Origin of the sequence: Candidatus Palauibacter soopunensis (assembly GCF_947581735.1) — a bacterium.
In the GTDB taxonomy this organism is placed as follows: domain Bacteria; phylum Gemmatimonadota; class Gemmatimonadetes; order Palauibacterales; family Palauibacteraceae; genus Palauibacter; species Palauibacter soopunensis.
This window is the reverse complement of sequence record NZ_CANPVT010000038.1, coordinates 122,838-135,567: the sequence shown is the minus strand read 5'-3', so window position 1 is coordinate 135,567 and position 12,730 is coordinate 122,838. Positions and strand designations below refer to the sequence as shown.

Genomic DNA, 12,730 nt, shown 5'->3' with positions numbered 1-12,730 from the left:
GAGCGGCTCGACGAGCAAGTGACAGGCTTGACCGAGTACTACGGGACATCTGGCGGCGCGAGACCGCGCGGACACGGCTGGTGACAAGGCCGCCGACGCGCGGGCCGGACCGCGATGCTGGGCCGAGCCGCTGAGGGTGCGGAGCAGCATGATCGGCTGCACCGCTTGGAGGAACCGGGCCGTACAAGGCTGTGGGGTGGAAGCCGGGCGGTCGTTTCCGAGCACCGCCACTTCACCCCGAGGGTTGTCAACCCCGTGGCCATGCGAGCATTATTCTCACCAAGCGTGTCAAGGGAACGGTCCACAGGAACAGCGAGGAGAGCTTCGGGGCGATGTTGCTGAAGCGTGGATACCGCAGGGTATGCCACCGAGCAAATCCCACGCCTTCCCGCCCCGATCCGAGCACCGTGCCGGACCACGTCCCGTGCGATTCCCGGATGGCGCTGGAACTCCCCGGCTTCCCCGCAGTGGAATCGCGGCCCCTCCGAAAGTGCATGTCATGAGCGGGTTCCGGTTCATCGACCTGTTCGCGGGCATCGGGGGTCTCCGGCGTCCCTTCGACGAGATTGGTGGACGGTGTGTGTTCACGTCCGAGTGGGACAGGTTCTGCGAACAGACCTATGCGGCCAACTTCCCGTCGGGCGACGGACACCAGTTCGTCGGCGACATCCGCGCCTACTCCTCGCTTCCGGAGATGATTCCCGAGCACGATGTCGTGTTGGCCGGCTTCCCGTGCCAGCCCTTCTCCATCGCCGGGGTCTCCAAGAAGAACGCGCTGGGGCGGCCCCACGGCTTTCTGTGCGACACGCAGGGGACACTCTTCTACGATCTGGCGAAGATCATCGCCCATCATCGTCCGTCCGCCTTCCTTCTGGAGAACGTCAAGAATCTGAAGGGTCACGATCGGGGACGGACGTTCGCCACCATCATGCACGTCTTGGAGACCGAACTGGATTACAACGTCAGCACGAGGATCGTGGACGCCTCCCCGTGGGTGCCGCAGAGGCGCGAGCGGGTGTTCATCGTGGGCTTCGAGAAGGAAACCGACTTCGACTTCGCCGACCTGGAGATCCCAGGCGGCGATCCTCCCACCCTTGGGAGCATTCTCGACAGCGAAGTCGATCCGAAGTACACCCTGAGCGACCACCTCTGGACCTACCTCCAAGACTACAAGAGGAAGCACCGGGCGGCCGGAAACGGATTCGGCTGCTCGGTGTTCGGGCCGGGGGACGTGGCGCGGACTCTTTCGGCCCGCTACTACAAGGACGGATCCGAAATCCTCATCCGGCAGAACGGCCGCCCGCGCCGGCTGACCCCGCGGGAATGCGCGCGGCTGATGGGGTTCGACGGGCCGGGCGGGACGAGGTTCAAGATCCCGGTATCGGACACGCAAGCCTACCGCCAATTCGGCAACGCGGTCGTGGTCCCCGTGGTCCGCGCCATCGCCCGGCTCATGGCCCCCCACATCGATGGCGCGACCGCATGAGGCGCGGAAGACTGCGCGACTACTTTTCGGGAGTGGGCGCAAAGTACCTCTCGGACGTCGATGCCGAACCCACGAAGTCCAACCAGCACGAAATCGGCGCCACCAAGGCCATGCGGAAGCGGGTTCTCGGAGAGAACAAACGACGCTTCAAAGTCCGCTACATCTGGCTGGGACGAGAGCAGGACGGATTGATCGCCGAGGGGACGGCAACCGGCGAGAGGGACGAATCGCAAGGACAGGGCCACGACCACGGGCAGGGTGGCGTCACCGCCTACGCGCCCGCCACCTACTACGACACGCGGGAGAATCAACCCCACCGCTCACCGGAATGGCGTCTGTACTACCCGTCCAATCCCGTAACGGAAGCGATGAGCGGTGGCGATGCCCTGTTTCTCGCGCTGCACAACGACGGGATCCTCTACTTCATCGTCACCCCGTCGGGATCCACGAGTGAGCGGCAGCTCTCATGGCTCTTCGGAGTGCGTCCCCAAGACTCCTTCGACTCGCGAGAGATCGAGCCGGACGAGCCGACTTTGGGGTTTGCAGCCCGCTTCATCTTCGACGAGCTCGCCGTCGAGTTCGAGGAAGCGGACGAGGCAAGACTGGATGGCATCGTCGAGCCGTTCGGCACCACGTTCCCACGGACCGCCGAGTTTTCGGACCTCGCGCGCAGGACATTGGCCGAGGCCGTGAGTCCCAGAGACGACCCGGACGCCACCCTGCTCGCTTGGCTGGAGCACGAGGAGGCCCTGTTCCGCCGACTTGAACGAAGGGTGGTCGCCGAGCGACTCCAAGCCGGGTTCACCGGCGAAGACGGCGTTGACGTGGACGGATTCCTGCGCTTCTCGCTGAGCGTTCAGAACCGACGCAAGGCCCGGATGGGACAGTCCCTGGAACACCATGCCGAGGCCGTCTTCCGCGCCCACAAACTGTCGTACTCGCGGAGTCCGGTGACCGAACACAACCACCGGCCTGACTTCCTGTTTCCGAGCATCGAGGCATATCGGGAAGCGGATGCCGGCTGGTGGTGCTTGGCCATGCTGGGTGCCAAATCGACGTGCAAGGACCGCTGGCGGCAGGTTCTCGTCGAGGCGGAGAAGATCCCGGAGAAGCACCTCCTGACGCTTGAACCCGGCATATCGGAGTCCCAGACCCATCAAATGTCCGTTGCCAAGTTGCAACTGGTCGTTCCCCACGCCCTCCACGCCACCTACACCGAAGCGCAGCAGGAGTGGCTGTGGACCTTCGACCGGTTCATCCGGGACGTGGGGGCGCGACAGGCCTGATGGGAGTCATCACCGAGGTTGCCGCAACCTCCACCGACACGGCCCGACGAGTTGCCGAGGTTCGCCGGCCCGCTTCAGACCCGCTCACAGCGCGGCAACGCAGCGAGTTGATGAGCCGGATCCGTTCGAAGGACACCAAACCCGAGATGGTGGTCCGGCGGCTCGTGCACGGCATGGGCTACCGCTATCGCCTCCACGCCAAGGAACTGCCGGGCCGACCCGATCTGGTGTTCCGGCCGCGCCGCAAGGTAATCTTCGTCCACGGCTGCTTTTGGCACCGCCATGTCGGCTGTCCGGCAAACCGGCTGCCCACGACTCGGCGGGAGTTCTGGCGCGACAAGCTGGACGGAAACGCCCGCCGAGACCGGCGAAACGAGGCGGCCTTGGAGGAACTGGGTTGGCGTTACCTCGTGATTTGGGAGTGCGAGACGAAGGACTTGGATCGGGTTGCCGAAACGGTCAGGCGGTTTCTCGGTCGCCGCTGACAGCACGCAGTTTCGTCCGGAGACTTCCAGTGAGGTGGAACGTGTTCCCGTTCATTTCTGCATATTCAGAGTGATACACTGCCTGATGTATCATTTATATAAACTGTTGTGAATTATGCATTTACGATGCTATACGGTCCGCGAAACGAGGTTCCGCCCGAACTGGGCAACCTTTCCAACCTCAGGAGGCTTGTCCTGTACCAGAACGCTCTTACCGGGGACGTGCCTTCCTCCTTGGGAGAGCTGTCGCAACTGGAGAATCTGAACCTCCATTTCAACCGTCTCGGCGGCTCGCTGCCGTCGACGCTTGGCAACCTGCGCAACCTCAAGAACCTGGACCTGCGCTGGAACACGCTGGTCGACAGGATTCCGCGCGAACTCGGCCGTCTTGCCAACGTCGAGTATCTGTCGCTTCGAGAGAACCTGCTCACTGGCAAAATCCCCCGCGAGCTGGGCGACCTGCCGCGTCTCGAGGTACTCGATCTCCGGGAGAACGACCTGACCGGCGTCATTCCCGCAGAAATCGGGAACCTGTCCCGCCTGCGTAGCCTGTTTCTGCAGCAGAACCGGCTTAGCGGATCGATCCCTCCCGAACTTGGACGTCTTGCGGCCCTGCAGCACCTTGACCTGACATACAATCGCGGCCTGCAGGGCGTTCTTCCTGCCACCCTCACGGCGCTGGAACAGCTTGAGACGCTCCTGCTCTCGGGCACGGGACTGTGCGCGCCTCGCGAGCCGGGTTTCCTCGGCTGGCTTGATGGCTTGGACAATCGGCAGGTGGCCCCGTGCGGCGCCGTGGAGGGATCGGTCGCGTACGTGACCCAGGCGGTGCAATCGGTCGACTTTCCCGTTCCGCTGGTCGCGGGCGACGATGGCTTGCTGCGGGTATTCGTGAGAGCGGAACAGAGCACGGACGAAGGGCTGCCGGACGTCCGCGCGCGTTTCTTCCTGAACGGCGCCGAAACGTACGCGGTCGACATCCCCGCCCAATCCGCGCGCATTCCAACGGAGCTCGAGGAGCGAGACCTCACCCGCTCGGCGAACGCGCGGATTCCGGGCTCGGTACTGCAGCCGGGGTTGGAGATGGTGGTGGAGATCGATCCCGAAGGGACGCTGGATCCCGCGCTGGGCGTCACCGCGCGAATCCCCGAGACGGGGCAGGCTAAGGTGAACGTGCGCGCCGTTCCGGCATTCACCCTGACCGTGATTCCATTCATGGCCGCCTCGGACCCCGATTCTTCGATCCTGGAGTTCACCCGCAACCTGAACGCCGAGTCGGACCTGCTCCGGGACGTGAACCGGCTCCTACCCGTGGCCCGTCTCGATGTGAACGTGCACGAACCCGTGCTGGCGTCGACGATCGAGTTGAACAGCGTGCTCCGGGACACGGAAGCCATTCGAATCACGGAGGGCGGTGCCGGCTATTACGCCGGGCTGGCTCCCCGAACGACCTCGCTGCGTGGCGTGGCGCGCCTGGGTGGTTATTCGAGTTCGAGCATACCTCTGCCGGACGTCATCGCGCACGAACTCGGCCACAACCTGAGTCTCGTTCACGCGCCGTGCGGCGGGGCGGCCGGCCCGGATCCGTCCTTCCCTCAGCGCGATGGTTCCATCGGCGCCTGGGGATTCGATTTCCGGAACGACGTGCTGGTGCCGCCGAATGCTCCGGATCTGATGACCTACTGCGAGCCGCGTTGGGTCAGCGGTTACAACTTCACGAACATGCTCAATTTCCGCCTCAACCGGGCCGGCGGCGCGGCGGACGGCGGCGCGGCGGCCCCGGCGAAATCCCTGCTCCTCTGGGGCGGCGTTGACGAGGAGAACAACCTGTTCCTGGACCCGGCGATGGTCATCGATGCCCCGGCTGTCCTGCCGCGTGCCGGCGGCGCCTACCGGCTGACCGGGCTGACGGCCGACGATCGCGAACTATTCGCGTTGAGTTTCGACATGCCGACGGTGGCCGACGGGGACGGACGCGCTTCGTTCGCGTTCGCGCTCCCTACGGAGCCGGCGTGGTCGGACGTGCTGGCGCGGATCACACTGTTCGGGCCGGAGGGATCCACGACGCTGGACGGCGAGAGCGACCGCCCGGTCGCGATCCTGCTCGACCCCGTGGCCGGGCGGGTGCGCGGCATACTGCGCCACTCGGGAGAAGCCGCGCTGGCGGAAGCGGCGGCCGCCGACCTGGCCCGGGCCGCGGGGGGCCTGGAGGTGCTCTACAGCCGCGGGATTCCCGACGCGGCGGCCTGGAGGCGTTAGCGCAGGTCCGGCGCGCCGCGCGGGCCCACCGGGCCGCGCACTTGCTCCGGGCGCCGGAAGCCGCCTATTTCCGTGGAGAACTGAGGACGCCGAACCAGCCAGGAGGCCGTATGCCCACCCGCCGACGATTCCTCGCCCGCCTCGGGGGCTCCGCCGCTGCCGCGGGGGCCATGACCGTCGTTCCCGCGAAGTGGAGCACCGCGGTCGCGGCGGCCCGCGACCTGTCCCATACCCCGGGCTCCCCGGAGGAGATCGCGCGGGACGAGGAGTTCTGGATCGAGATCCAGAAGGCGTTCACGACCGACCGTTCCCTCGTCAACCTCAACAACGGGGGCGTGAGCCCGACGCCCGCCCACGTGCTCGAGGCGATGAAGCGGGATCTCGACTTCGCGAACCAGATCCCGGTCTACAACGGGTGGCAGATCCTGGAGCCGCAGCGGGAGGGCGTCCGCGCCCGGCTCGCCCGGCAGTGGGACGTGGACCCCGAGGAGGTCGCAATCACGCGCAACGCGTCCGAAGGCCTCCAGATCCTCCAGAACGGGTACGACCTGGAGCGCGGCGACGAGGTCGTGACGACGACTCAGGACTACGGGCGCATGATTACGACGTTCCAGCAGCGCGAGCGCCGCGAGGGGATCGTCATGAAGCAGTTCAAGATCCCGATTCCCGCCGAGGATCCGGCGGAGGTCGTTCGGCTGTTCGAGGAGCAGATCACCGACCGCACGCGGCTCATCCTCATGTGCCACATGATCAACATCACCGGACAGATCCTCCCGGTGCGCGAGGTAGTGGAGATGGCGCGCGGCTACGACATCCCGGTCATCGTGGACGGCGCACATTCACTTGCGCACCATGACTTTACCCTATCCGATCTAAACTGCGACAACTATGCGGTCAGCCTCCACAAGTGGCTCCATGCCCCGGTCGGGACCGGCCTCCTCTACGTGCGGCGGGACAAGATTCCCGAGATCTGGCCGCTGCAGGCCGCGGCGGAGAGCCGCGACGACGACATCCGGAAGTTCGAGGCGATCGGCACGCACCCCGAGGCCAACTTCCTCGCCATCGGGGAAGCGCTCACCTTCCACCAGCTCGTCGGCGGCGAGCGCAAGGAGGCGCGGCTCGTCCACCTGCGGAACTACTGGGCCGAGCAACTCCTCCAGCACGACCGCGTGAGGTTGAACACGAGCCTCAAGCCGGGCTTCGCGTGCGGGATCGCGAACGTCCAGGTCGAGGGGATCGATACGAGCACGCTCCGCAACTGGCTGTGGAACAAACACCGGATCTTCACGGTCGGCATCAACCACGCCGAGTTCACGGGCCTGCGAATCTCCCCATCCACGTACACGACGCTCGAGGAACTGGACCGCTTCGTGGACGCGATGACCCGCGCGATAAAGCACGGCATCCCCGCCTGACGCCGCGCCGGCGCCGGCGACCGAACCGTCCCCGACGTTCCCGCGGGAACGTTCCCGTCGCGACAAGTGCGGTTTCACCGATTCCGTCCTGTGGCACCGACCCGTAGACCCGAGGGGGAGACCTCATGACCGATACTTTCGACATGGCCTTGATCCAGCGCGGGGCGCGGCTCCGCCGCTCGCCGTACTTCGAGGCCACCCTCCGGGACGGCTGCCGGAGCTACACGGTCTACAACCACATGTTTCTCCCGACGCGCTACGACGATCTGCACGTGGAGTACGAGAAGCTCCTGAACGGCGTCACGGTGTGGGACGTGAGCGTCGAGCGGCAGGTGGAGATCACGGGGCCTGACGCCTTCGAGTTCACGAACCTGCTCACCCCCAGGGACCTGTCGAAGTGCGCCGTCGGGCAGGGCAAGTACGTCCTCATCGGCGCCGCGGACGGGGGCATCGTGAACGATCCGGTGCTGCTGCGCCTGGGCGAGAACCACTTCTGGCTCGCGCTGGCGGACAGCGATGTGCTGCTGTACGCGAAGGGGATCGCGCTCAACGCCGGCCTCGACGTCGAGATCTGCGAGCCGGACGTGTCGCCGATGCAGGTGCAGGGTCCGAAGTCAAAGGAGGTCGTGCGCCGGCTGTTCGGAGAGGACGTCCTCAAGCTCCGCTACTACTGGTTCCTGGAGACGGACCTGGACGGCATCCCGGTCGTCGTGACCCGCACGGGGTGGAGCGGCGAGGTCGGTTACGAGATCTACCTCAGGGACGGAAGCCGGGGCGTCGAACTCTGGGACCGTGTGATGGAGGCGGGACGCGATCTGGGCATCTCTCCCACGGGTCCGTCGGACATCCGCCGCATCGAAGCCGGCATCCTCAACTACGGCATCGACATGACGCTCGACACGAACCCCTACGAGGTCGGGCTCGGCTGGCAGGTCGACTTCGAGCAGGAGGGCGACTTCATCGGCCGCGAGGCACTGGCCCGTATCGCCGAGGAGGGGCCCCGGCGGCTCCTCGCGGGCATCGAGATTTCGGGCGCCCCGCTCGACCTGAACATGAACCGCTGGCCGGTGAGCCGGGACGGAGCGGCGATCGGCTTCGTGACCTCGGCCGTCCACTCGCCCCGTCTCGGGCGCAACATCGGCTACGCCCTGGTGCCGGCCGCCTCCGGAGAACTGGGTACGCGCCTCAGCGTGGCGACACCGGACGGAGAACGCGACGCGACGGTCGTGCCCCGGCCTTTCGTGGATCCGGGCAAAGACATCCCGAAGTCCTAGCCGGTCGTGAGGTAGTCGACGAGTTCGCCGAGTTCGTGTTCCCAGCCGCCGACGTTGTCCTGGCGGTCGCTCTCGGTCCGGAAGCCGCTCTCGACCAGGCGCAGGATCGTCCCGCCGCCTTCGCGTTCGATGAGCGACCATTCGACGGTCGTGTTGTAACCGCCCTCGAGCGGGGTCTCGGGCTTCCGGGCCCAGCGCCACACGAGTCGGCGCCCGGCCTCCAGCCACTCGATCGCGATGGCGTACCGCCCGTGATTGTCCCACACGAGCCAGCCCTGTGACCCCTCTTCCGGCGCGAGTCCCTCCACCCGGTCGGGGAACCACGAGCCCAGCCCGTCGGGGTCGGCCAGCGCCACCCACACGCGCGCGGGCGAGGCGTCCAGCTCGATCGTCCGGTTGATCGCTTCGAGTGGAGTCAAACTGTTTCTCGGCTCCCTTGCCGGTCCCAGTTCACGACGAATATCGTCCCACCCCGGTGAAGACGATCATAAGGCGATGATGAGGTTCCGGTCGAACCGACGGCGTGACGGATGGGTGCTGCTGGCGCACCTCCTCCTGATGGGCATCCTGCCCATGCTGGAGGTTTTCCACGACCATCACGCCGTCCCCGTCGCAGAGCTTCACCGCGCCGATGGCGAGTGCGAGCACGAGGGACCTGCGGCAAGCTGCGCCCTCCTCGGACTCGGGTCTGTTCCAGCCGTGCTGGCCACCGCCACGTCGTGGTCGCCGGACTCGTCGACGCTTGCGGCCTCGACATCTCCGGCATCCGCCGCCGATCTGCCCGACGCACCTGCGTCGCCGGTACTTCCCCGGGCACCACCCCGGATCTGATCTCTCACTCCGACATGGTCGTCGGTGCGGGCGCGCGTTGCGCTCCACCGCCCCTCTCACGCCGCGCGCGCTCGAGCCGCGCACATCTGGTGCATGTGCCATCACATGACCGGAAGGAGATCAGATGAGCTTCACCCTCAATGGGCCCGCGTTTTATCCGCGGACGTCACGGCGCCTGTCGACTGTGCGCCGCGGCCTCGCGGCGGTGCCGCTCCTCTCGGCGGCGGCGTGCGGAGGCAACGTCGAAGAGGTGTCGGACGTCGTGCTCGCGCGACACGTCCACACCGACCTCTACGACGCCTACCCCGGCATTCCGTCGCCCGCCGGCGATCGAGTCGTCTTCGCCGACTATGCCGCGGACAAGAGATCGCTGACGGTCTACGACGTAGCGACCGGAGTCGGCCGCGCGGTGACGAGGACGCAGGGGGGACGGTCACGGGTGACCTGGTCGCCCGACGGTTCGCGCGTCGTTTACATCGACCGCCAGTCCGATCGCCACGGTGTCTGGACCCTGGACCCGACGACCGGCCGGGAGACGCGCCTCGTGGATCCCGGGGACGCACGCCTGGACTATCCGCGACTGCTGCCCGACGGGACCGTGACGGCGCTTCGATACGCGGGTGCCGATACGGCGTGGGTCGCGTATGCGCCGGGACCCGACCGCGCGATGTCTTTGGTCGTCGACCGCGCCGGGGGATGGGTCGCGCCCGTACGATCGCCCGACGGGCGCGCGGTGGCATACTTTCGCGCGGCGGGCCGACGCGCGGACCTGACCGTGACGGAGATCGCATCGGGCGAGACGCGTACACTGGCCGCCGACCTCCAGCTCGGATGGGACCGCCGCGTCGAGTGGTCCCCCACAGGCGGCGCGCTCCATCTCGCGGCCGCGGGGATCGACGACTCGCTCTTTGTCGCTTGGCGCGTGCCGCTGGACGGCGGCCCGGCCGAACGGCTGGAGCACGACGGCCGTGACGTGCTCGCGGTCACGCCGCTCGCCGACGGTCGCGTCGCGCTCAGTGCGTACCACACGCGCACCGCGGTGGGCCTCGTGCCGGCGACCGGAGGAGAACCCACCGATGTGACGACGACAGGTTCCACGAGCGCCTTCCTGCCTTCCTGGCACCCCGGCGGGGGGGCGCTGGGATTCATCACGTTTTCCTGGCGGCGCGTTCGCATGCCGATCGACTTCGACCTGGGCGTCCTTGACCTCGATGCGGAGGGCGCCCCGACCGGCACCGTCCGAACGCTCCTCTCGGAGGAGGGCGAAGATTACGGAGCCGCCTGGTCGCCCGACGACCGCTGGCTCGCCTTCCACTCGCACATGGAGGGGAGCGACGACATATGGCTCGTCCCGGTCGGCGGGAGCGAACGACCCACGCGACTCACGCACTTCGGACCGGGTGCGGACACCGGCGAGCCGGATTGGAGCCCCGACGGTCGGACGCTCGCCTTCAGCAGTCACGGCCCACCGCTCGAGGGGAACCCGGGGTCCGTGTACTCGGTCGCCGTCGACCCCGCCACGGGGCGCGCGGCCGCCGACCCCATCCGGGTCCCGCTCGACGGGTTCCGGGGCTATGCCATGGGAGCCCGTTTCTCGCCGGACGGTGAGCGGCTGGCTTTCTACGGACGCTCTTTCGAGGACGGACGCGTCACCGTCTACACGGTGCCGGCAGCGGGTGGAACCCCCACGGCCGTGCTCTCCTTTGTCAACGGCGAGCCGTACAGCGCGCCGGAGTGGAGCGCCGACGGCGCGTCGCTCTTCTACTCGCGCAACGACGGCGTCGGACCCTTTCAGGTGTGGAAGGTGGACATCGCAACCGGGGCGACGGAACAGGTTACGACCGGCACGCTCGGCGCACTCCAGCCGAGCATGAGCCCCGACGGAGGCACGCTCGCCGTTACGATGCGTGAGGCCGCCATCGAGGTCGTCGCGCTCGCCACTCGGAGCACAGGCGCCGACTAGCGGCTAGCCGGCGAGCCAGTCCTCGATCAGGCGGCGAGAGATCGACACGCGACCCGGGAGCCGGAGGCCGATCTCGCGCCGGCGGGCGAAGTCGGCGCGCTCGAACCAGCGCGCATCGACGAGTTCCTGCCGCGCGACGGTCAGTTCGCCGCCCACGCGCTCGGCCCGAAAGCCGAGCATCAGCGACGCCGGGAAGGGCCACGGCTGGGACGAGCGATAGCGGACCGAGCCCACTTCGATCCCCGACTCCTCGCGGACCTCCCGGACGACGGCTTCCGACAGGCTCTCGCCCGGCTCCACGAAGCCGGCCAGCGTGGAGTAGACGCCCTCCGGCCAGATGTCCTTCCGCCCCAGCAGGCAGCGGTCTCCATCGGTCACGAGCACGATGATGGCTGGATCCGTGCGGGGAAAATGCTCCGCTCCGCACGTTTCTTCGCCGCACCGCCGGACGTGCCCACCCTGCGCAGGGCGGGTCGGGCAGCCGCACGTGCCGCAGAAGCGGTGCCGGCGGCTCCAGGTGACGATCGCCCGGGCGTAGGCCAGGAGGGAGCCGTCTCCCTGCCCCAGCATCGCCCCCACGCCGCGGAGATCGAGGAACTCCCCCGCCCCGTCGAGCGGGCTGTCGGAGGGCGGCCCTTCCGTGGCATCCCCGGCGTCGCCGGACACATCGGTGGCGAACAGTGCGCGGCCTCCGTCGTGTCCCCCTTCGAGTCCGAGAAAGATCCATTCCCCGGACGGTTCCGAGGCGGAAGCGGCGACTTCTGGCGGAAGGAGTACCGGCTCATAGGCCAAGCCGTCGGCTTCCGCTCCGGTTTCCCGCGTCGTCTGGACCACGAGGCTGCGTTCGCGCCACACGGGGACGATGCGGGACGAAGGATCGGACAGCCGGTCGGAGAGCCACCGGGGGTCGGCCCGCAGATGGGTGGCGCGGTCGAGGCCGCCGCCCGCGAAGGGGTTCGGTCTCCGGTGGCCCTCCCCCGCCACGCCCGATAAGATCTCGCCGGCCGACATAAGGGGAACGTAGCGGTTTCGAGGGAGAACATGCACAGTTTCGAGGGGACGGCGGGACGGGGTACCCTCCTCACGTTCGATTGTTACGGCACGCTGATCGACTGGGAAGGCGGGATTCTCGCGGCGCTCCGGGCTGCGCATGCGGAGGCGGCCGTGGTCGCTGACGGGCAGCTCCTGGGCGAATTCCACGCGGCCCAGAACCGGCTCAAGACGAGCGAGTACCGTCCCTACCGGCAGTTGCTCACCGAGACCGCGTTGGAAGTCGCGCGCGCGAACGGATGGGATACGTCGGACCAGCTGGCGGCCGGCGTCCCCGCGAGCATCCCCTCCTGGCGGCCCTTCACCGACACGAATCCGGCGCTGGTGCGCCTCGCCGCCGCCGGAGTCACGCTCGGCATCCTCTCGAACATCGACGACGATCTGCTCGCCGGGACGCTGAAGCACTTCGAGGTCGAGTTCGACCTCCTCGGTACGGCCCAGCGGCTGCGCAGCTACAAACCGGCGGCGCCGCACTTCGAGCGCGGGCGGGAGTGGGCCGCGGGCTTCGACCAGTGGTTGCACGTGGCGCAAAGCCTCTTCCACGACGTGGTCGCCGCGACGGCACTCGGAGTCCCCGTGCTGTGGGTCAACCGCAAGAACGAGCCCCGCCCGGACGACGCCGACCCCGTACACGTCGCGCCCGACCTCGCGGCCGCCGCCGCATGGTTCCTGCCCTGAGCG

11 protein-coding genes are annotated in these 12,730 nt (G+C 67.5%); 9 read left to right on the top strand and 2 right to left on the bottom strand.

The window, feature by feature from the left end; all coding sequences use genetic code 11:
• The first annotated feature begins 499 nt into the window (after positions 1 to 499).
• The 6 genes from dcm to RN901_RS10815 all read left to right on the top strand — a co-directional run bounded on the left by dcm (position 500) and on the right by RN901_RS10815 (position 8,205).
• Positions 500 to 1,486: a DNA (cytosine-5-)-methyltransferase gene (gene dcm / locus RN901_RS10840; RefSeq protein WP_310758300.1), complete on the top strand. Its 987-nt coding sequence runs from the start codon at positions 500 to 502 to the stop codon at positions 1,484 to 1,486.
• Positions 1,483 to 2,772, top strand: a complete 1,290-nt coding sequence (locus tag RN901_RS10835) for a type II restriction endonuclease (RefSeq protein WP_310758299.1) — start codon at positions 1,483 to 1,485, stop codon at positions 2,770 to 2,772. The genes dcm and RN901_RS10835 overlap by 4 nt, the downstream gene beginning before the upstream one ends.
• Positions 2,772 to 3,257: a very short patch repair endonuclease gene (locus RN901_RS10830; RefSeq protein WP_310758298.1), complete on the top strand. Its 486-nt coding sequence runs from the start codon at positions 2,772 to 2,774 to the stop codon at positions 3,255 to 3,257. The genes RN901_RS10835 and RN901_RS10830 overlap by 1 nt, the downstream gene beginning before the upstream one ends.
• A 126-nt stretch (positions 3,258 to 3,383) precedes the next feature.
• A complete protein-coding gene (locus RN901_RS10825; protein ID WP_310758297.1) occupies positions 3,384 to 5,516 on the top strand; it encodes a hypothetical protein in 2,133 nt (710 codons plus the stop codon).
• 110 nt (positions 5,517 to 5,626) lie between these two features.
• Positions 5,627 to 6,931, top strand: coding sequence for an aminotransferase class V-fold PLP-dependent enzyme (locus RN901_RS10820; RefSeq protein WP_310758296.1), 1,305 nt, complete (start codon positions 5,627 to 5,629; stop codon positions 6,929 to 6,931).
• A gap of 125 nt (positions 6,932 to 7,056) precedes the next feature.
• The gene (locus RN901_RS10815) at positions 7,057 to 8,205 is read left to right on the top strand and encodes a glycine cleavage T C-terminal barrel domain-containing protein (protein ID WP_310758295.1); all 1,149 of its coding nucleotides are present in this window, start codon (positions 7,057 to 7,059) and stop codon (positions 8,203 to 8,205) included.
• On the opposite strand, the gene RN901_RS10810 is transcribed toward RN901_RS10815, so the two are convergent.
• Positions 8,202 to 8,624, bottom strand: coding sequence for an SRPBCC domain-containing protein (locus RN901_RS10810; RefSeq protein ID WP_310758294.1), 423 nt, complete (start codon positions 8,622 to 8,624; stop codon positions 8,202 to 8,204). The genes RN901_RS10815 and RN901_RS10810 overlap by 4 nt on opposite strands.
• Positions 8,625 to 8,700: 76 nt before the next feature.
• On the opposite strand from RN901_RS10810, the gene RN901_RS10805 reads away from it, so the two are divergent.
• On the top strand, positions 8,701 to 9,036 hold the full coding sequence (locus RN901_RS10805) for a hypothetical protein (protein ID WP_310758293.1): 336 nt from the start codon (positions 8,701 to 8,703) through the stop codon (positions 9,034 to 9,036).
• Between the two features lie 124 nt (positions 9,037 to 9,160).
• Positions 9,161 to 10,999: a hypothetical protein gene (locus RN901_RS10800; RefSeq protein ID WP_310758292.1), complete on the top strand. Its 1,839-nt coding sequence runs from the start codon at positions 9,161 to 9,163 to the stop codon at positions 10,997 to 10,999.
• A 3-nt stretch (positions 11,000 to 11,002) separates the two neighbouring features.
• Here the strand turns inward: RN901_RS10800 and nudC are convergent, their stop codons facing one another.
• Positions 11,003 to 11,983 carry an NAD(+) diphosphatase gene (gene nudC / locus RN901_RS10795; RefSeq protein WP_310758291.1) on the bottom strand — a complete coding sequence of 327 codons (981 nt, stop codon included), beginning with the start codon at positions 11,981 to 11,983 and terminating at the stop codon, positions 11,003 to 11,005.
• A gap of 57 nt (positions 11,984 to 12,040) precedes the next feature.
• On the opposite strand from nudC, the gene RN901_RS10790 reads away from it, so the two are divergent.
• A complete protein-coding gene (locus RN901_RS10790; protein ID WP_310758290.1) occupies positions 12,041 to 12,727 on the top strand; it encodes a hypothetical protein in 687 nt (228 codons plus the stop codon).
• The last annotated feature ends 3 nt before the right edge of the window (positions 12,728 to 12,730 follow it).